This window comes from Streptomyces sp. NPDC031365 (assembly GCF_055569765.1).
Genome location: NZ_JBVIIM010000005.1, coordinates 293,326 through 312,613 on the forward strand (window position 1 = coordinate 293,326; position 19,288 = coordinate 312,613).

Here is a 19,288-nt window from a genome sequence, read left to right on the forward strand (position 1 = left end):
GGCTGCGGGTACAGCGTGGTTGCTCGCGCCCACGCGGCGGAGCCATATCGACACAGCCCCGCGCCCGCGAGATCGGTGCAGCTGACCGCCTCCAGGGGCGCGGGGAACTGCGCGACCAGCCACCGACGGCCCGCGGCCGACCACGCCGAAGAACCCTCCGGGTTCTTGGGCGGACAGTTCAGGCAGGCATCGCCTCCCGCGACTCCGTGACACGAGGCAGATGAGACCGGCTCGGCGCACCCAGTCGCATATACGCCCCGTACAGATGGTTGCCGACCGTCCGGACGGACAGGGTCAGGCGTTCCGCTATCTGCCGATTACTCAGTCCCGCCGCGGCCAGCGCGACGATCTGCCTCTGCCGAGCGGTGAGTTCACCCAGCACCAGCCCCGCCAGCGCAGGCGTACCCGCGTCCTCGCAACGGCGGGCCACGGCGACCGCACGCGTGCGGGCGGTGCGGGCGGCGAGTGGTTCCCGGTGCGCGGACACGGCCTGGGCGTACGCCTCGGCGGCGAACAGCAGGAAACCGCGTTGGGCCAACTCCCCCGCGACCCGGTCCAGGGCGGGTCCGTCGGCTCTGGCGAGGGCGTCGGCGTGGTCGGCGAAGACGCCGGTGAGCCGCCCGCCGGCACGCTCGGGGGTGCCGAGGCGCACCGCGTCGTACGGATCGCCCTCCGCCACGGGAAGCCCATCGGCGCGGGCGAGTTCCGTGCGGCAGGGATCGTGGGCCGGGGCGGTGCGCAGGCCCTCGCGGGCCCAGGCGGCCGCCTCCCGCAGCTCGCCCCGCAGCCGTGCGTACCGGGCGCGCAGGGCCGCGTACCCGGCCGGGACCGGTGCCCCCTCCCCCACGAGCCAGTCGCCCACCGGTGCGTGCGCCGCCGAGACGTCGGCACGCTCGATCCGCTCCGCCAGCTCCGACGCCTCGGCGTCCAGGGCGAGGGCGCGCTCCTCGCGCGGGCGGGCGAGCCGGCGGGTGCGCAACCGGCCGGCGGCGGAGCGCAGCACAGGGCCGTGCAGGGGGTGGGACAGGCGGACGCGGCCGTGGCCGTCGACGTCGATCAGGCCGTCGGCCTCCAGCTGCTCCAGGGCGGTGAGGTCGAGTTCGTCCGCGTCGAGCGGCAGGGGTTCGGCGGAGGCGAGCCGGTCGAGCGTCTCGCGCACCCCAGGGCCGGCACGGTCCAGGAGAGGGGCGGTGTGTCGGCGTACCGCCGGGGTCGGAGGCACCGGGCCGCGCCAGGCCCAGGAGCCCTGGACGCCGGTGCGCAGACCGGACGCCCGTACGGTGTCCACGAGTTCGCGCAGCAACCGCAGGTCCCCGTCGCACAGGCGGTGCAGCCGGTTCACGGTGAGCGGCTCGGGGGTGTCGTCCGCGTCCGCCGAGAGCAGCCGCGCGGTCTCCTCCCGGGGCAGCGGTGCCAGGGCCACGCGGGGCAGCAGTTCCCCGGTCCACAGCCGGGACACGGCGGCCGGCACCACCCCGTCGTCGGCGACGACGACCAGCAGCCGGGTGCGTGCGTGCACGGCGAGCTGGTGGAGCACCGCGGCGGAGGCGTCGTCGAGCAGATGGGCGTCGTCGACCAGCAGCGTCCGCACCCCGGAGAGGTGGTGCAGCGCGCGGTGCAGGGTGACGGGCTCGGGCAGCAGGGGGGCGAGGGCGGCGAAGGGGAGGTGCCGGCTCTGCGGAGTTCCGGTGACCCGGGCGCAGTCGGTGCCGCGGAGGGCCTCGGCGACCAGCCGGGTCTTGCCCCGTCCGGCCGCCCCGGTCACCACGAGGCCGCGCCCGGCGCCGCTCAGCGACCGTCGTATGAGGTCCAGTTCGGCCTCCCGGCCGGTGAACGGCCAGGGCGGCCCGAGCGTCGTCGTGACCGTCCCGTGCGGCCCCTGCGGCCCGTTGGCATACCGTCGCGCATTCGTCACGAGAACAGGAGCGCGGATACTCAAGCCTGATACAGGGGCACTTGAGGAGACCCGGACTCAGGCGCACCGGCCGGATCGCAGGGCAGCCTGTGGTCCATGACCGCTCGCCACTGCTCGCTGCCCCGGCAGCCGGCCCCCGCGTATCCGCCGGGCCTGGCCGCCGAGCGGCTCGGGGCGCTCACCGGCGGGCGACGGCTGTGGGTCAACGGCACGGTGCTGCACTACTACTTCTTCGACGGCGACAAGGCCGGTTCCCGGATCGCCGTACCCGGTACCGGGCGGGCCCGCTGGGTCGCCTGGGGCGGGGCCAAGGAGCAGCAGGATGTGGTGCGCGAGTGCTTCGAGGAGTGGCGAGGGCTCGGTCTCGGGCTGACGTTCGCCGAGGTCCGTGACCGCACCGAGGCGGAGCTGCGCATCGGGTTCCAGTGCGGTGACGGCTCCTGGTCGGCCGTGGGCAGGGACGCGCTGCGCACCGGTGTGCACGAGCGGACCATGAACTTCGGCTGGGACCTGACCGTGCCGGGCGAACGGGCGATGGCACTGCACCAGATCGGGCACGCGCTCGGCATGCTGCACGAGCACCAGAGCCCGTACGCCGGCATCCACTGGGACGACGAGGCCGTGTACGCCGAACTGGCGTGCCCGCCGAACCACTTCAGCCGGGACAGGACGTACGACACCGTCCTGCGCAGGCTCGGCCCGGACGAGGCCAACGGCTCCCTCTGGGACCCGCAGTCGATCATGCACGCCGCGCTTCCGCCGGGGCTGATCCTTGAGCCGGAGCAGTACCGCGGGGGTGTGCATCCGCCGGGCACCCTGTCCCCGGCGGACAAGGAATCCATACTGCGCAGGTATCCGCCGGCGCCGCCCACACCGCCGCCCTCGCTGGTGCCGTTCCGCTCGGTGCCGCTGGGGCTGGGGCCCGGGGAGCAGGCGGACTTCCTCGTCGACCCGCCGGAGACCCGCGACTACACGGTGGGCACCTTCGGCGACGCCGACCGGGTCGTCGTGCTGTTCGAGGAGCGGGACGGGGAACCCCGTTTCCTCGCAGGCGACGACGACGGGGGCACGCGTCGCGACGCGGCGATCGGGGCCCGGCTCGTCAAGGGCCGCCGCTATCACGTCCGTATCCGCCTGTACTCCGCGTGGGGGCCGGGCGAGACTGCGGTCATGTGCTGGTAACGGCACGGGCCGGCCGCGGACACCAGAGCCATTTCCGGCGCCGGGGGAGCGGCCGGGGGACGTCACCTTCGGGGGAGGGTGGCGTTCCCCGGCCCACGCGCGCCGGGCAGGACCAGCCGTCGGGACGACGGGATGTGAACCTGCGCCCCCTTGGCCCCGAAGTGCCTTGCACCCCAGGAGCGCGGGTCAAGCCGTTCAGTGCTCACAGAGGGAGAATTCTCGTTCGTAGAGTTGCTCGTTGTGTTCGTCAACGAAGAACTTGCGTTCCTGCATGAGTTGTTCGCGGTAGCTCTTGGCCTGTTCAAGCGTCATGGTCGAGGTGTCGGACCACGGTTGCTGCGGTGGCACATCGGAAGTCGAGACGATTCTTTCCGACGGGTCGACCAGGAAGAACGCAAGAATCTTGCGGTGTCCCGGGCGGGTGGGGTCCATGAGGCTGAACGGGCTGACGCGGTGTTGCAGGATGTTCGGGAACGCCAGGCAGCGACCCGCCGGCGTCGATGCCGATCCCAGCATCTGGTTCAGTGCGTCTTCGTCCTCCAGGCCGTAGACCTCCCGCAGACCGTTGTCGTCGTTCTGTTCATAGTGCGGGTCGTCGAGTGCCGCCCGGAAACTCAGCCGACTTTCGGTGATGTTCTCGCTGTCCCAGTAGTAGATGGCGGTCGAGACGATCCGCTCGTTCAACATCCCCTCGACATGCCAGGAACCGCCTGGGTACTCGGGCTTGTCCGGGGTGAGTTGAACGGTGGCGAGCTTGACGATGACCTGAAGGCGGCGGCCGCGCAGGTCGACTCGGGCGAAGTCGTCGGGCGCCCCGGGCGGGGTGAAGGCCGGGGCGTCCGGGACGGCCGGGCGGCGGTTCTCCCACCAGTCGTCCTGGGCCTCTTCCCATGCACGGAGGGCTTCGGTGTAGGCCGCGGCATCACTGTAGGAAGACTCGTCCGGCCACTCCGGTTCCGCGTCGTACCACCCGAAGGGATCGGCCTCGATCCGCAGGGGCCGCGGATGACGCAGATCGGTGAGCACGTTCTCCAGCAGCGGGCGCATGCGCGAGAACACGTCCGGCAGGACGGTGGCCAGTGCGTGATGCCTCTCGGGGTGAACGTTGTTCACGTACGAACGGAAGGCAACATCGCCGTCGTCACTGACGTCGACGTCCGTGGGGAGCCACTGGAATCTCTCCGAGAACTCGTACGTCGAGTGGCGGTCCGTCGGGTTCCGCCAAGCCCGCTCGGGCGCCCCGCTCACCTCTCTCACCAGGCAGAACAGTGAGGGATGAACCAGATCCAGTACCTGCCTGCCGGATCCGGGATGCCAGTCCTGTTCTGCTTCGGGGATCTGTTCCAGGACCCGGACCGCCTCGCGCAGCCGGGATCTGAGATGGTCCTCGACCAGGGTGTCCGACTGCCACACCCCGTCGACGGCGGACACCTCGATGCCGGTTCGTCCGTCCCGCAGCGCGGCGTAGTGCACGAGTTCGGCGAGCACGTAACGTACCTGCGCTTCGGTGAGGCCCTGGGCGACCGCTTCCTGCGTCCACCTGGCGACGATGCCGGCGTCGTTCATCTTGTCGAACCACCCCGGCTTCGCGCGGATGTGCGCGCTGCACTGCATCATCTGAAGTTCCCGCAGCGTTCGGGGTGCCGCGAACGATATGGACCGGGAGGTGTGAAAGGGCAGCGGGAAAGCAGACAGGACGGTCAATTCTCGTGGTCCCTACAGTCGGTGTGCGGTGGCGGGAAGGATAGCTCAGCAGACTGACACACCCGCCTTCTCCCGGGCCCGCGACCCCACCCCCGACCACCAGCTCCCCACACGCACGAAAGGCCGCCCTCTCACGGATGAGAGAACGACCTCCGACCTGCGTTTCCGCACAGTCGGGACGACAGGATTTGAACCTGCGACCCCTTGACCCCCAGGAGTGCGGGCTACCGGGATTATCTGGATGAACCGGCTATTTCAGGGGCAGATACCGTGCGCTTCGCGGTATGAAGTTCGACACCGCGCATGCCGTTTGGTCCCCAACTGGTCCCCAGAACGCAGACCAGGTCCAGCCCCACAGCCGAGTTCGGGCCGATAACCGCTCGCTCGGCTGTGACGGCTCCGGGGGCTCTGTCAGTGGCCGACGTTACTGTGAGGGATGGACCAGGTCGGCTCGTGGCCTCGGAGGGTGGCAGGCGTGGGTGACGTGGAGTGGCCGAAGGACCCAGGGGCCTACGAACAGGCCGTCGCCGTCCTACTCAGCTGCATGCACCCGCAGCTCCTGCGCGTCGATGGATCAGGCGGCGATGGCGGCAGAGACGCACAGCTCACGGCCCCCGACGGGCTCCACGTCTTCGAGATGAAATCCTTCACCGGCCGGATGACAAAGGGGCGTCGGGACAAGGTCGAGAAGTCCTTGGGTCGGGCCGCGCTGCTGAACCCCGTCAGCTGGGACGTCATCGTGCCGATCGACCTCAACCCGACCGAGGAGAAGTGGTTCAGCGGCCTTCAGCAGAGGTTCTCGTTCCCCCTTTCGTGGCGCGGGGCCACCTGGATCAAGGCCCGACTGGCCGAGCACCCGGCTGTGCGCCGGTTCTATTTCGCCGACCATCACGCGGAGCTGGGGCACCTGCTTCAGGAGATCGCCCGGAGTCACATCTCGCCCATTGACACGGCGGCCGACGCAGCCGCGCGGCTCCGACAGCTGTGCGACCGCCTGGCCGAGCTGGACCCGCACTACACCTTCCGCATCACCGCCGGCCCGGGGCCGCACACCGACATTGAAGTTCTCCCCGCCTATCCGGGAGCCGATCGCGACCAGCCACTCCACATCGCGCTCAGCATCACCGACCCCGACACCCCGGAGGGTGAGTCCGCCGCTTCGGAATTCGAGCGCTGCCGACGGTACGGTGACCCCATCGAGCTGCCGGCACACCACGTGCAGATGTCCGGCCCGCCCTCGCTCCTACCGCCGCAGGGCTCCGACCGCGTCCGCCTAGAAGCGGTTCCCGAGCCCCGGGGCCTGCCGGCCCAGTTGATCGTTACTGACCCAGCAGGCAAACGCCTCGCCGCGCTCGGGCTGCACATGACGTCCATCCGTTCCGGCTCTCATGGAGGAACCCTCCTGGGAGCCGACCCCACAGGAGCGATCACCTGCCGGCTTCGCCTGGACCGCACGACGCGGGAGTCCTCGATCAGGATCGATGTGAACGTCCCCGAGGCGCTACGGCCTGGGCAATGGCTGGATGTCGTCCGGTTCGCTTCCTATGCGGAGTCGGCAAGATGCCTTCAGATGACCCTGGCGGGACACGCCGTGAGCGACCCCGCGCCCTTCCGCATCACACCGCGCCATGACGGCGCGGTGCCGGTGCTGCGGGTACTCGAACAGCTCGTCGCCATCGAGCAGCTGGCGGTGACCACTCTGATGGTCCCCAAAGACCCGAGCCCCGAAGACCTTCGTGCCATACGCGAGGCCCACACACTGCTGACGGGTGGAGTGGTCGATGAAGTAGTCACTTCAGTGACCATGGAAGCCGATGACACCGAATCCATACGAGGGCTGTTCACCGCGCCACAGCCTGTTCAGCTCAGGCAGAACCACCCCGCCTACGAGATAAGGATCTTCGGCCAGGACGTCCCCATCGGCCCGGTCCAGCGCACTCTGCCTCCGCTGTATGCCTCCGAACACCGCCGTACCGCGGATGGTTGGCACATCACGCTCACTGCCGGCACCGAGTCCGGAGCCAACGTGGCAAGCATCCGGCGCGCTGGGTAGCCAGCAGCTCAGCAGTCCGTGCCACCATGCCGGCAGCAATGCATGTATCCACCACTGGTCCCCAGACATGGTCCCCAACCCAAGCACGTCCGTCAATGCCGTCACGCGGACGCTCATAGACGGATGAACGCCCGTTCCGGGCGCGAACTGGACACGAGGCCCGTGGAGCAGCGCGGAATCCGGATCTGTCTCGCGCAGCAATCTGTGCTGACCGCCCCATGTTTCGACCCTGGGGCGCATTCCCTCTTATCCCAGACCTCTGCCACGGGCGCCGCTGCAAGGCAGATCCATGCACCGAGCACTGGTCCCCAGAGCTGGTCCCCAAATCATCCGTGAGCAGGCCGTGTCATACCGCTACCGGTAGCCAGCCAGGCCATCCGGCGTCCAGGCTCCGCACGTCGTGCGCGCCGCGCGCCAGGGCAAGCAGGCGAAGATTCAAATTTGGATCTTCGGTTGCCGTAGGTCTGGCGGAGGGTTCGGCGTCTGCACTCGTCAAGCCCCAGACCTTCGGCGACATGGGGATCGTGGACGCCCGGGCCGCGACCGTGCAGCTGGGCATCACGTGCCTCGGCTCGGGACTGCTTCCGGCTCCTCCGGGCCGATCACGCTACCGGGCAGGTGACGGGCTCCTGCGCTGCGGACGCCCAGCCACCCCTTGGTCAGCCGCCTCTCGATGGCACCCAGAGGCAGCACTTCTGCTCCTCCGCTCGCCGAGAATACGAGGCCGAGCTCATCGGCACGGGGCGCCAGCGTGCGCAGCGCACGGATGTGATCGAGGGTGACAGGGCGCCGGTCGAAGACCGGGTTGTCCTCGAAGATGCCTGGCCGAACGGTGCCCGGCCGCCTTTCCGGACCGTGGTCGCGTTCGGGCAGGTCCGGCTCTGCGTCGGCCGGGCTGCACGGAAGGCCGCTCGCCGGGCTCAGTAGCTGTTCGGCGACGAGATCGGGTACCTCGTTACCGCGGATGCCTCGCACGATCTCGTCCGAGAGGTATGCACATGTCCCCGCCCCTTCCCAGAGGCGGCCCGGCCCGCTCTGCCATCTGCGCCACAGGTCCACCAGTGTCCCGGGCACTCGGCTGTTGACGCCAAGCACCGCGAAGGCCGGATCCGCGCACGGTGGCTCGGGCATGGGGAGGGCCGCGTCCCGTGCCTCGCGGTCGGTCCAGCATTCGTCCTCGTCCGGCTCCGCGTAGGTCTGCAACTGGTAACGACCGCCCGTCGGCATGCGCTGGACGGCTGGGTAGGGTCGCGGTACCCGAGCTGGAGAGGTAGTTGCATGGCCCACGAAATTGTGATCGCGCAGACGACCAGTGACAACGAGGATCAGGCGAAGGCGCTGGCTCGGGGTGCGGTCGAGAGCAAGCTGGCAGCGGGCGTTCACATCGATGCGCCTATCACCGCCTTCTACTGGTGGAAGGGGAAGGTCGAGACGGCGCAGGAGTGGCGGATCTCGTACATGACTTCATCGGACCGTCTCCCGGCACTGGAGGCGTGGCTGCACGAGAAGCATCCGTATGACGTCCCCCAGTGGGTCACGCTGCCCGTGACCGGAGGATCGGAGGCGTACCTGTCCTGGGTGGTCGAGGAGACTCACCCGCAGTAGGGCACGCCACCCGGCGTCTCACCGTCACCGAGCCTGCTCGCCGGATGGCTCACGACGCGAACGCCAACAAGTGGCCGGCCAGGTCGCGCTCCGTGTCGGGGAGCCAGGCAGCGATGCTCTGCGCTCGCTGACGTCCCATGGTGTTCGGCTTTGACTCCGCTGCTGCGGCGAACTGGCGCGCGACGTAGACCCCACGGTCTACGTCGCCGCCGTGCAGAAGTGCCGACGCCAGGTCACCGAGGACCACCACTCCAGAGTCAGGCAGTTCCTCACCGAGGCGCTCGACCGCGGAGTCGGCTGTGACCGTCAGTTCTTGGCGCTTGAGTTCGCCGTATACCGAAAGCGCCAGTGAGTCCATCCGGTACGGCGTCACGAAGCGGACCCACGCCTGCTCGTTCGTGTGATCCGCGAAGTCATACGCGAATCTCGCCTGCTCCAAGGCCCGGAGAGCGCCGGCTTCGTCAGCTGATTGAGCCGCTTCCTCCGCGTACCGTCCCAATGCCCACGCCGCAGCGGTCGCGTTGCCATGCCCCCGCACATCCTGAGCCGCCTGTGACAGCATCTCCAGCGCCTTACCCGGGGTAGCGGCACCGTAGCTCGCGTAGCCAAGCGCCAGGGCGCGCAAGGGCGGGTGCCCGGCCTCCTTCGCGCACTCCGAGGTCACCCGGTAATAGGCAGCAGCCTTATCGTGTTCCCCCAGGTCCCAGGCGACCCATCCGGCAAGGGCCGCGGTTTCCCCCGCCGCGATGGTCAGCGCTCGCTCGTGGCCGCCAGCGCGCGGAAGGGCCGCCGTGATCGCGTCGAGGTGAGACTCGACCCGGTTCTGCAAACTGCGTGCGCTTTCACTCAGCTCGTCCACGTGCAACTCGGCCGCGTGATCGATGAGCACCGACGCGGACTCGGGGTCGATCCTGGCTCCCTTGCTGAGCGCGTAGGCGAGTCGGCCCCAAGGCTCGGCAGCGGCAGCAGCGCCGACGACGGCGCCTCCCAGCAGCGTTCGGCGCTTCACGTCGTCCAGGTCCTCCCCTTCAGCGTCGTCCTTCTTCCTCCGCCTGGCTCGGGCGGCCTTGGCCTCCCGCAGGAGCGGCTCCAACGGGACGCCGCAGGCCACAGCGATGTGCCCAAGTGTGTGGTTCGTAGGGACGTTCTCACCGTTCTCGTACCGACTGACCTCTCGGCGGGTCACCGTCGCCCGGCCCGAGGCCGCGTTGATCGCATCCGCCTGCTCATCCTGCGATCGGTCCGCGTTACGGCGCAGCTGACGGAGTAGTTCGGCGAACGGATCTGCTGCCATGAGTGTGACCTCTATCGGTGGGGAATCCAATCCTGACCCCAACTCCCCCCTCGCTTTCCCCCCTTGACAAAGTTTTCCCCCTCAGGTTTCCCCTGTTCCGGATCACGACACCACGGTGCGATGGGCACATGACCACGCACCGGGCAGCAACGCCTCCCCACCCTCGGATGACTGACGGCGGGCCCACCGCCGCCAGCAGCGCGCCGACCGTGTCTGCGCTGGCATCCCGTGCCTTCGAGATGGTCATGGCGCCGGCGAGTGTTCACGTCGCTCAAGCACGAGGCACCACAGCGGCCGTGCTGAGGCAGTGGGCCCTGCCGGACGCCCCGGCAGAAGACGCCCAGCTTGTCGTCTCAGAGTTGGTGACCAACGCAATCAGTCACGGCTCTGGGGCTGTGGGTCTGCGGGTGCGGTACGGCAACCGCCAGCTCCGGATCGAGGTCACCGACGGGAGCACCACCCCGGCCAAGCGACGACGCGCCGGCGCCAACGACCTGGGTGGACGAGGGCTGCTCCTAGTAGCACGCCTGTCACACCGGTGGGGCGTAACCGACAGCGGCCGGACTACATATGCGGTCATTCCCACTCTCACGGAGGCGCCCCCATGTCGCCGCACGACGCAACCAACCTTGGATCCGACGTGTTGAGCTCCGTGGCCGACCGTGGTCTGGGGCTGGAGGTGCAGTCATCCGGCAGCTGGCCGAATGCCGGCAATGACCGGATCCAGGGGCGGCACAGTGGTCCCGACCCCTTGGAGCGCCAGTCGCACAATGGGCAGCTCCGTAAGCTCCGCCAGCACTTCCATCGAGAGGCTGTCGGAAAACGCGACCGTCAAAGCAGCGACCGGCAGCTTCGCGTCCTGGCGTACAGCTTGGTGCCGAGTCCGGGGGCCAGCCCCGACGAGGACTGGAACACCCTCCATGCCGAGGCGGAGCAGCACGGCTACGCGATAGGAGCAAGGCTCCACGATGTTGCCGCACCCGTGCCCACAACGTACTTCCCCGGCTCGCGCACGGGCCGGAGCGTCTACACGCCCCCCTGGCAGCGCCCTGGATGGAGGGAAGTCGAGCGACAGATCCGAGGCGGATTCGCAGAGGGTGTGATCGTCCTCGACCGGCACAACATCAGCTCCGATGACGACGAGTACCGCGCCGTGATCAAGCATCTGGGCGAGCGGTACCAGGCGTTCGTACACCTCGTGATCCCCGAGGAGCCCACTGCGCCGACTTGAAGGCGTCCGCTGCGCTGGATGGACAAGAAGGGCTGGGGCTGGAGGCAGATCAGCGCCCAGGTCCTCCTCATCGCCACCGTGTTCGCCGTGCTCGCCATCACCTTCAACTTCACCTGACCAGAGGCCCACCATGACATTCGAAGGACACACCGACCGGGCGCCGCGGCTCCTGCCGCACCGCGAGCAAGGCGAGGCGCTCCTCGCCATCCAGGAGGCCGCCCCGGAACTGCCTAGCGAGGCCGGGATCGATCTCTTCGCCGTCCCTGCCGGCGAGGTGCAAGGTGGCGGCTTGGACCTCTCCCGCTTTCACCGGCTCTCCCGCCTGCCGGCTTCAGGGAACGGAGCAGCCTCGGCTTCGACTGATGACCCACAGGACGCAGCATGAAGTCGCTGTTGTATCGCCTCAGTCCCGAGCAGTGGGATGCCTGGTACAGCCAGGGTCGGGCTATAGACCGCCTCGTGACCGACGCCGAGGTCGACCGCTTTCTCCAGCACGTCAACCCGCACGCCGGGGCATCCGTACTCGACGTCGGCTGCGGCATCGGCAGCTTCAGCCGACAGCTCTCCCGTTGGGGCTACGACGTGCTGGGCCTGGACTTCTCGCCGATCGCGATCCGGACCGCGCATCGGCAAGGCGTCAACGGTCGGCTGCGCTACGGTGTGCACGATTTCGACGCGGGGGCAATCCCGCCTCGACTGCAGCCCGGCTCGCTCGACCTCATTGTTTGCCGCAACATCCTGCCGTTCATCGACCACACGCGGTTCATGGTCGACGCACGCCGTTGGTTGCGCCCTGGCGGGCAGTTGTACGTCCTTGTTCGTGTCTGGTCCGAGCGCGGGGGCGAACCGGCCGAGAGGCCCTGGCAGCGCGGCTTCACCGAGGAACAAGTGCAGGACCTCCAGAACGGCTGGGCCAAACAGAACCGCTGCTGACTCGGCAGACAAACCGCGCTGTTCCTGTCCAACCCGCGCAACCGGACCTTGTGACCATTCGTCGGCACCGGCGTCCACTCGTCAGCCCGGCATTTCCTTACCTCAAGTCGAGCCAGTGAGGGGGAAAGGTCGCTGCCGGTCGAGTGGATGAGTGAACCGTGAGTGATCCGATTTCATCGTCCCGTCACGGTGCCTTACAGCGGTTTCCTCGATCCGGTCGGTATCCGACGTGTGCTCGCCAGCCTCGCCCGCAGCCGTCGCCCACACGGTCCGGCAGAGGAGTGCGAGTCGCCCCGCGTCACCACCCACCCACGAGCCTCAATGCGCCGTTCGAGAAGGCCGGCGGGCCCAGCCAGTACCCCGAGTGTGAAGTCGACCCGGTCTCGGACCTCTGAGTCACGCCGCCTGCTGCCAATAGCCACCCTGATGAGGAGAACGAGCATGACCGTTCCCGCCCCGATTACGACACCGCCTCCGGCCGCATCCGAGATCACAGCTGGCGAGAGACAGCACGCTGGCCGCGCGCAGCGTGCGCTTCTTCTCGACCTCGACGGCGTCCTGCTCGACACCCGTCCGGTGATGCAGAAGGCGTGGCGGCAGGTGCAGGAGGCCCACGGCATCACCCTTCCGTTCACCGACTACGAGCGTCACCTGGGACGCGAGTTCGGCGACATCATGCATCGGCTGGGCGTCGCCGACGTCGACGCAGTCCGCCGGACGTACGAGACGGAATCCGTCGCCGCCGCACACCTCGCACACGAATTCACCGGCGTTGTCGAAGTGCTCCATGCCTTCGTGGCCGCCGGCTGGTGGCTGGGCATCGTGACGTCGAAGCACATCAACCGTGCCGCCCCGCTCCTCGCGCAGCTCGGATGCCCCTTCGCCACCGTCCGCACCTCCGCTGGGCCGGGCCGGGCGAAGCCGGCCCCCGACCCGATCCTCCTGGCGTTGGTCGACCTCGGAGTCGACCCCGCCGCGGCTGTCTACGTGGGGGACATGGCGGTCGACCAGGAATCGGCGGCCCGCGCCGGTGTCGCCTACGTCCATGCCGGGTGGGGATACGGGCAGCCCACCTCGCCCGCACCCGAGATCGTCACCTCGCCGGAGGAACTGCTGCAACTGCTTACCTCCGCCTCGCCGTTCGTCGAGGGGAGCCTGGTGTGAGCACCCGTGCGACCGGCGGTCTGGGTCTGGTCCGCTCCGACTTCGCCGGCCAGCCCCGATGGGCTCTCGTCGGCAGCGGCGCCCTGGACCACGCGAAGGCCGACCACATCCGGACCCGGGAACTGGAGACCATCCCTGTCGACCGGCAGGAACTGCGCGCCCTCGTCGAGGACGTCATGGACGCCTTGGAACCATACGGATCCTCGCGCGCCTCCACACCGGGCGGCGTTGGCTGGCTCCACGTCCAGCACGTTCCCGTTCGGCGCTTCGTGGCCGAGATCCTGCGCAAGCTGCTGGCCCTGGACGCCTGGGAGCCGTTCGCGACGGCTCCGGGGCCCCTGGCCCTCGCCCCGTACGAGGGGCTCGTCGGGCTTCGTACCAGCAGCTCGCGGGAGTACCTCGCGTACACCGTCACATGGTCCGGCATCGCCTATTTGCTCGGGGCAGCGGCTCCGCACAACCCGACCCGCTCCGCCCAGTTACGCAACCGCTCCCGTTCCAGCACGGCGAACACGGAGCCGAGCCCGCTCCCTGCGGACCTGCAGCAGCGAGACGTCGTGGCGCTGTCGTGGACCTCCCGGCATGCGGCCACCCTGATGCCGGTTCTCGTCGAGCTGAAGCGCGATGAACGGACGAACCTGCTGCTCGATCTCGCCACCGACCCTGCGGAGCGGTGCGCCGCGCCGACGGCGTCGGGCATCGACCTGCGCTCGGCGCCGAGCGACCTCTTCACCCTCTCCGGCACTGCCGAGGGCCTGCATCTGCCCGACGACGAGCGCATCGTCCGCGTCAAGGGTTTTTGCCTCCAACTCGCGCGTCTCGTACGGCTCTTGTCCGTACTCCTCGAAACCAGCGGCGGGTGCACTCAGCCGTCATGGCGGACACTCCTCCGCGCAGAGAGCTGGCTCGACGGTGTCCTGTCCGCGACCCGGCCGCACACCGTCCTCCTGAGCAACGACACCAGCCCGCTGGGCGCACTGGCCGCGCACGCGGCCGAGCGTCACGGCGCGAACACGGTCCACGTCCAGCACGGAGCGTGGATGGCAGAGTCAGTCGCCTGGCCGGCACTTCACAGCCGCGACATCGTCGTCATGGGCGAACGGGACCTCCCCCTGGCCCGAGCGTGGGTCCGCCACCCCGCAGGCGAGGTGCACGTGTTGGGACAGCCTCGCTTCGACGCGCTGGCCGCCCTCGGCCGTGAGGCACAGCGGCGGTACCTGGAGAAGGTGCTGGCTCCGGGCAATCGCCGCGTCCCTGCCCGGATCGCGGTGTGGGCCTGCCAGCCGTTCAGCCCCGGTCACCTCAAGACCCAGGCGGACCTCCTCCTGGACGGCTTGAGTGCGGCGGACGGCGACTGGGGTCTCGTCATCGCTCCGCACCCGGCGCAGGGCGCCGATGCCTTCGCCACGTTGCTGAAGCAGGAGGGAGGGCCGCTGGTGGCCGTGGCCGATCCGCGGGTCGGCGCGCGGGGCTGCCTTGCCGGGGCCGACGCTCTGGCGAGTGCGTACTCGACGTGCGGGATCGAGGCCGCGCTGCTCGGCGTCCCGGTCCTCGAAATCGGCCCGCCGGGCGAACGCACGCTGAACCTATCCGGCCACGGCCTGGCGACCCGGTGCCACAACGCCGTTGACGTCGCCGAAGCGCTCTCCGCACTGCTTGAACCGGGCACGCCCGTTCCGCAGACGGCCATGGACGCGGTGTGCCGGTGGCGCGGCGACAGCGCGGCCCAGGTCGCTCGCCTCATCACCCAGCGCGCCAAAGCCAGCGCCAGATCATCCGATCACGTCCACCACGATGCCTTCGGCGCGACCTCTGCGTCGCCCCAGGGCAAAGGAGTTCCTGCCCGATGACACACCTCACCGCCGACAGCATGGCCGAGCTGTTCTCCGGCGCCATCATGCTGGCCAAGTCCGGCGAGAAGGTCAGCCCCCGGGGCATGGCCACGCGGGAAGTCCGTGACGTCCACCTGCTGCTCACCCAGCCGCGCGCCCGCCTGCTCTACGCTCCCCCGGCCCGGATCGTGAACCCGGCCTTCGCGGTCGCCGAGACCGTCTGGCACCTCTCCGGCTCCGACGACCCGTGGATCTTCGACTACAACGCGCGGCTGCGGCGGTACGCCAACGACGGCGTACTGCTCGGCGCGTACGGGCCCAGGATGCGGAACTGGGGTGGCAAGGTGGACCAGCTGGCCCGTGTCGTGGAGATCCTCAAGGAGGACCCCGACTCCCGGCGGGCCCTGGTCCAGCTCTACGACCCGGCCCAGGACGCCGCAGGGCACAAGGACGTGCCCTGCACCCTCGGTTTCCGCTTCCATCTGCGCGACGGCCGCCTGCATATGGCGACCATGATGCGCGGCCAGGACGTGTGGATCGGCATGCCGTACGACGTGTTCTTCTACACCGTGTTGCACGAGCTGGTCTCCGGGTGGCTCGACTCGAAGCTGGGCGAATTCCACCTGCACGTCGGCTCGCTGCACATCTACGACGAGCACGTCGAGCAGGCCGAGCTGCTGACCTCGCTCACGGCGAGCCCGCTCATGCCCGAGCTGCGAACGTCGTGGACGGGCTTCGACGCTCTGCTCGACCAAGTCGAGGCCCGCGACGTGACCGGCCACCCCGGCTGGGACACGATGGCCGAGACGCTGCACAGCTACCGGCTGTGGAAGGACGGTGAGCGCGAGCAGGCATGGCGGGCGGCCGACAAGATCGACGGCCCCCTCGGCCAGGCCCTCACCGCCTGGTACGGAGAACTGAAGCGGCGCTCGACCAAGCCCGCCGCGACGGCCGGGGCGAGGTGACCGCCGCCATGAAGCGCACGCCTTCGGTCATCCTCGGCCTGTGCTCGTACACCCACGACTCGTCGGCTGCCCTCCTCGTGGACGGCGAACTGGTCGGCTTCGTGGAGGAGGAGCGCCTCTCCGAGCAGAAGCACACCAAGCTCTACCCGTCCCTGGCCATCGAGTGGCTGCTCGGCCAGGCCAAACTCACCGCCGCCGAAGTGGACGCCGTCGCCTACAACTTCCAGCCCGCCCGCTACCTCGCCGAGTCGCCCGCCGCCCTGCGCCTGGCGCTCTCCCCGGCGACACGCGAGCGAAGCCTGGCCCGAGCGCACGGGTTCGCCAAGGTGGCCGTGCGCACCCAACGGCGCCTGCGCATCCTCGGCCGGCAGTTCCCCTCTGCTCGCGTCGCGCCGATCCTGCACCACCGCGCCCACCAGCTCACCGCCTTCGCCGCCTCGGGCTGGGACGAAGCCGCCGTACTGGTGGTCGACAGTCTCGGCGAGCGGCAGACCACCACTATCGCCCGCGGCCACGGCACACATCGCCCCCGCACACAGACCCTGGAAGCGATCAACGACCCGGCCTCCCTGGGCTACGTGTACGGCGCCATCACCGATCACCTGGGCTGGCGCCGGGGCGACGAGGAAGGCACTGTCATGGCGCTGGCCGCCCTTGGCGACCCCGCCCGCTTCCGTCACCTGTTCGCCCAGGCGGTCCGCACGACGGCTACGGGCTTCCGCATCAATCCCGGCTACTTCCCCACGCGCACCCTCACGTCGGGATACCCGAGGACATCCCGGCAGTTCGTCGCCGAGACCTGCCCCGAACGGCACCCGAGCGAGCCGCTCACGGACCTCCACCGGGACCTGGCGGCTGCCCTCCAGGAGCGGACCGAGCAGGTGATGGTGCACCTGGCCCGCCACGCTCGCGTGCTCACCGGCTCCCAACGCCTGTGCGTGGGTGGCGGTGTCGCCACGAACTGCGTGAGCATCGGGAAGATCATTGAGGCCGGCATCTTCGACGAGGTCTTCGTGCCGCCCGCGCCCGGTGACGCCGGTACCGCGATCGGCGCCGCCCTCGCCGTACATGTCGACGGACGCAGCCCCCGCCCTCTGGCCGGCGTCGCCCGCAGCTGCTACCTCGGCCCCTCCTACGAGGACCAGCCCCTCGACCTCACGCCCTGGCCCGGCCTTCACCAGAAGACCCGTGGCATCGAAACCGCCGAGTTCCTCGCTGACCAGCTGGCCCACGGCACGATCGTCGGCCTGTTCCAGGGGGCCGTCGAAGCCGGGCCGCGCGCCCTTGGCAATCGGTCGATCCTCGCTTCCCCACTGGAGCCCGGCGTCGTCGAGCGCCTGAACGCCACCGTGAAGTTCCGCGAACCCTTCCGGCCCTTCGCCCCCATGGTCCTGGCCGAGCGCGCCGGCGAGTTCTTCACGCTCGGGCAGCAGGCGCCGTACATGTCCATGGTCTCCGGCGTGACGGACAAGACGCGCGAGCGCGTGCCGGCCATCGTGCACGCCAACGGCACCTCCCGCCTGCAGACCGTCACCAAGGCGCAGAACCCGTTCATACACGCGGTCCTGACCGCCTTCGGCCGCCGTACCGGCGTGCCCGTGCTGATCAACACCTCCCTCAACGTCAAGGGCAAGCCGATCTGCGGGACGCCCGAGATGGCGCTGGACTGCCTGGCCAACTCCGGACTCGACGCCCTGCTCCTAGAAGGGCGGTGGATCACCAAGTGAAGATCGGATACAGCTTCTGGGGCTTCCTCGGCAACGGCGTCACCGACACCCCGGACGGGGGCCGCAGCCACCGCCGCCCCTTCATCGACGCCCTCATCGCCCGCGGCCACGACATCGTCTTCCTACAGGCCGACCGCGACCGCCTCGAAGCCGGCGACGACCTCGGCGGCGCGTACACCTTCGACGCCGGCACCCCGAGCATCGACGTCGTGTTCCTGGAATGGCGCTGGGCGATCACCGGCCGCAACACCACGGTCTGCGGGACCGAGGGGCACACCTGCGACCTGCACCGCCAGGCCCAACTCATCAACCACTACACCGTGCGGCACCGGACGCCCACCGTGATCTGGGACAAGGACCGCACCCTGCAGGCCGAGAGCGTGTGGCGGCGTACCGCCCACACCCTCGTCTGCGAGGCTGCCCTCGCGCCGACGCTGGGCGCGCGCTCCCTCCTCTTCCCCGTCGCCGACCACTTCATCGCCCAGGCAGATCCCGCCACCCTCGCCGCGCGCCCCCGCGACCTCGCGCTCGGTTACGTGGGCAACCAGTACGACCGCGACGAGCCCTTCGACCGCTTCTTCGCCCCGGCCGCCGCCCGGGTCGAGCACCTGGTCGCCGGGAAGTGGACGAAGACCGACCGCTGGCCGGACGTCCACTTCGTCGGCCGAATCCCCTTCGAAGCCGCCGCCGACGTCTATGGCCGGTCTCTGGCCACGGTCCTCATGCTGCCCGAGCGGTACGCCGCCGTCGGGCAGATGACGCAGCGCATCTTCGAGGCCGTGCTCGCTGGGTGCCTGCCCTTAGTCCCGGCGGACGTCCGCTTCGCGGACCGGTTCGTACCGGAGGAGCTGATCGTGCGCTCCGGCCGAGACGTCATCGAGCGGCTGTCTTACCTCCGCGAGATCGCCGGCACACGGCAGCACGCCGACCTGATCGCGGCGTGCGTGGACCGCCTGCGCCTGTTCGGCCGGAACAAGCAGGTCGACACCCTCGAATCCGCACTGCACGGGCTCGTCCAGACCACGGCAACCGAGCGGGGAGCTGCTTGATGGAGTCCGCTCGACAGACCCTGACGCCTGGGTCATCAGAACGTGTCCGGGGGGATGGCTCCGCCACACACCCGAACCTCTCTACGCTGGAGCACCATGAAGAAGGTCGCCATCGTCGGCTGCGGAGGCAGCGGCAAATCCCACGTGGCCCGCGAATTGGGCAGGATCCTCGACGCCCCGGTGACGCACCTGGATGCCGCGTTCTACGACGACGAGTGGAACGCGCTGCCCATGGACAAATTCACCGAGGTGCAGCGCGAGCTGGTCGCGAAGCCGCGGTGGGTGATCGACGGCAACTACAACTCGACGCTGCCGGTGCGGCTCGAAGCCTGCGACACAGTGGTCCTTATGGATGTGTCGACCGTGACGGCCCTGTACGGGATCTTCTCCCGGCAGATCCGGCACGGGGCCGGGCACAAGGGCAACGGCGTACACAACCGCATCCACTGGGGCGTGATCAAGTACGTGGCCACGTACCGCCGCAAGATGCGGCCCCGGGTCATGGCGAAGATCGAGGAGTACGCCGCCGGCCGAGCCGACGTGGTCCTGCTGGCCAACCGGCGCCAGACGCGCCGCTGGCTGCGGAAGGTGGCCGCCGAGCAGTCCTGAACGGCCCGCGCCCCTGGAGCGGGGG

General features: G+C 69.3%; 16 protein-coding genes. 12 read left to right on the plus strand and 4 right to left on the minus strand.

All coding sequences use genetic code 11. From position 1 onward, the window contains the following. Positions 1–178: 178 nt before the first annotated feature. Entirely contained in the window at positions 179–1,915 is a 1,737-nt protein-coding gene (locus ACZ5C2_RS11435; RefSeq protein WP_468789087.1) for a LuxR family transcriptional regulator AbsR2, read from the minus strand. 96 nt (positions 1,916–2,011) lie between these two features. Here ACZ5C2_RS11435 and absR1 point away from each other — a divergent pair, with 96 nt between their 5' ends. Continuing rightward, positions 2,012–3,097: a beta-glucuronidase AbsR1 gene (gene absR1 / locus ACZ5C2_RS11440; protein WP_468789089.1), complete on the plus strand. Its 1,086-nt coding sequence runs from the start codon at positions 2,012–2,014 to the stop codon at positions 3,095–3,097. A gap of 195 nt (positions 3,098–3,292) precedes the next feature. Here absR1 and ACZ5C2_RS11445 read toward each other — a convergent pair whose 3' ends face one another. Next, positions 3,293–4,801, minus strand: a complete 1,509-nt coding sequence (locus ACZ5C2_RS11445) for a DUF4246 domain-containing protein (RefSeq protein WP_468789091.1) — start codon at positions 4,799–4,801, stop codon at positions 3,293–3,295. A gap of 475 nt (positions 4,802–5,276) precedes the next feature. Here ACZ5C2_RS11445 and ACZ5C2_RS11450 point away from each other — a divergent pair, with 475 nt between their 5' ends. Continuing rightward, entirely contained in the window at positions 5,277–6,854 is a 1,578-nt protein-coding gene (locus ACZ5C2_RS11450) for a hypothetical protein (RefSeq protein ID WP_189909514.1), read from the plus strand. A 558-nt stretch (positions 6,855–7,412) separates the two neighbouring features. Here ACZ5C2_RS11450 and ACZ5C2_RS11455 read toward each other — a convergent pair. Next, positions 7,413–8,081: a hypothetical protein gene (locus tag ACZ5C2_RS11455; RefSeq protein ID WP_189909515.1), complete on the minus strand. Its 669-nt coding sequence runs from the start codon at positions 8,079–8,081 to the stop codon at positions 7,413–7,415. 51 nt (positions 8,082–8,132) lie between these two features. Between ACZ5C2_RS11455 and cutA the strand changes: the two genes are divergently transcribed. After that, a complete protein-coding gene (cutA, locus tag ACZ5C2_RS11460) occupies positions 8,133–8,459 on the plus strand; it encodes a divalent-cation tolerance protein CutA (RefSeq protein ID WP_189909516.1) in 327 nt (108 codons plus the stop codon). 49 nt (positions 8,460–8,508) lie between these two features. Here the strand turns inward: cutA and ACZ5C2_RS11465 are convergent, their stop codons facing one another. Next, positions 8,509–9,753 (minus strand): helix-turn-helix domain-containing protein, encoded by a 1,245-nt coding sequence (locus ACZ5C2_RS11465; protein ID WP_189909517.1) that lies wholly within the window; start codon positions 9,751–9,753, stop codon positions 8,509–8,511. A 245-nt stretch (positions 9,754–9,998) separates the two neighbouring features. Between ACZ5C2_RS11465 and ACZ5C2_RS11470 the strand changes: the two genes are divergently transcribed. The 9 genes from ACZ5C2_RS11470 (at position 9,999) to ACZ5C2_RS11510 (ending at position 19,263) form a co-directional block, all read left to right on the plus strand. Beyond that, positions 9,999–10,400 (plus strand): ATP-binding protein, encoded by a 402-nt coding sequence (locus ACZ5C2_RS11470; RefSeq protein ID WP_246531990.1) that lies wholly within the window; start codon positions 9,999–10,001, stop codon positions 10,398–10,400. Further along, complete coding sequence (locus ACZ5C2_RS11475; protein ID WP_189909519.1) at positions 10,358–10,984, plus strand: hypothetical protein; 627 nt, start codon at positions 10,358–10,360, stop codon at positions 10,982–10,984. The genes ACZ5C2_RS11470 and ACZ5C2_RS11475 overlap by 43 nt, the downstream gene beginning before the upstream one ends. Positions 10,985–11,365: 381 nt before the next feature. Then, positions 11,366–11,917, plus strand: coding sequence for a class I SAM-dependent methyltransferase (locus ACZ5C2_RS11480; protein ID WP_266403051.1), 552 nt, complete (start codon positions 11,366–11,368; stop codon positions 11,915–11,917). Positions 11,918–12,358: 441 nt separating this feature from the next. Continuing rightward, positions 12,359–13,081: an HAD family hydrolase gene (locus ACZ5C2_RS11485; RefSeq protein WP_189909521.1), complete on the plus strand. Its 723-nt coding sequence runs from the start codon at positions 12,359–12,361 to the stop codon at positions 13,079–13,081. Continuing rightward, on the plus strand, positions 13,078–14,931 hold the full coding sequence (locus ACZ5C2_RS11490) for a hypothetical protein (RefSeq protein WP_468789096.1): 1,854 nt from the start codon (positions 13,078–13,080) through the stop codon (positions 14,929–14,931). The genes ACZ5C2_RS11485 and ACZ5C2_RS11490 overlap by 4 nt, the downstream gene beginning before the upstream one ends. Next, positions 14,928–15,878 carry a thymidylate synthase gene (locus ACZ5C2_RS11495; RefSeq protein ID WP_189909523.1) on the plus strand — a complete coding sequence of 317 codons (951 nt, stop codon included), beginning with the start codon at positions 14,928–14,930 and terminating at the stop codon, positions 15,876–15,878. The genes ACZ5C2_RS11490 and ACZ5C2_RS11495 overlap by 4 nt, the downstream gene beginning before the upstream one ends. Before the next feature lie 8 nt (positions 15,879–15,886). Beyond that, positions 15,887–17,605: a carbamoyltransferase family protein gene (locus ACZ5C2_RS11500; RefSeq protein WP_266403048.1), complete on the plus strand. Its 1,719-nt coding sequence runs from the start codon at positions 15,887–15,889 to the stop codon at positions 17,603–17,605. Next, entirely contained in the window at positions 17,602–18,654 is a 1,053-nt protein-coding gene (locus tag ACZ5C2_RS11505; protein WP_246531966.1) for a glycosyltransferase family protein, read from the plus strand. Before ACZ5C2_RS11500 ends, ACZ5C2_RS11505 begins: the two co-directional genes overlap by 4 nt. A 96-nt stretch (positions 18,655–18,750) precedes the next feature. After that, complete coding sequence (locus ACZ5C2_RS11510; RefSeq protein ID WP_189909526.1) at positions 18,751–19,263, plus strand: P-loop NTPase family protein; 513 nt, start codon at positions 18,751–18,753, stop codon at positions 19,261–19,263. Positions 19,264–19,288 lie beyond the last annotated feature (25 nt).

Coding starts and splice junctions, on each gene's coding strand:
- ACZ5C2_RS11470 (WP_246531990.1), top strand. CDS start 9,999: ATGGCGCCGGCGAGTGTTCACGTCGCTCAAGCACGAGGCACCACAGCG.
- ACZ5C2_RS11510 (WP_189909526.1), top strand. CDS start 18,751: ATGAAGAAGGTCGCCATCGTCGGCTGCGGAGGCAGCGGCAAATCCCAC.
- ACZ5C2_RS11465 (WP_189909517.1), bottom strand. CDS start 9,753: ATGGCAGCAGATCCGTTCGCCGAACTACTCCGTCAGCTGCGCCGTAAC.
- cutA (WP_189909516.1), top strand. CDS start 8,133: ATGGCCCACGAAATTGTGATCGCGCAGACGACCAGTGACAACGAGGAT.
- ACZ5C2_RS11485 (WP_189909521.1), top strand. CDS start 12,359: ATGACCGTTCCCGCCCCGATTACGACACCGCCTCCGGCCGCATCCGAG.
- ACZ5C2_RS11475 (WP_189909519.1), top strand. CDS start 10,358: ATGTCGCCGCACGACGCAACCAACCTTGGATCCGACGTGTTGAGCTCC.
- ACZ5C2_RS11480 (WP_266403051.1), top strand. CDS start 11,366: ATGAAGTCGCTGTTGTATCGCCTCAGTCCCGAGCAGTGGGATGCCTGG.
- ACZ5C2_RS11455 (WP_189909515.1), bottom strand. CDS start 8,081: ATGCCGACGGGCGGTCGTTACCAGTTGCAGACCTACGCGGAGCCGGAC.
- absR1 (WP_468789089.1), top strand. CDS start 2,012: ATGACCGCTCGCCACTGCTCGCTGCCCCGGCAGCCGGCCCCCGCGTAT.
- ACZ5C2_RS11495 (WP_189909523.1), top strand. CDS start 14,928: ATGACACACCTCACCGCCGACAGCATGGCCGAGCTGTTCTCCGGCGCC.
- ACZ5C2_RS11500 (WP_266403048.1), top strand. CDS start 15,887: ATGAAGCGCACGCCTTCGGTCATCCTCGGCCTGTGCTCGTACACCCAC.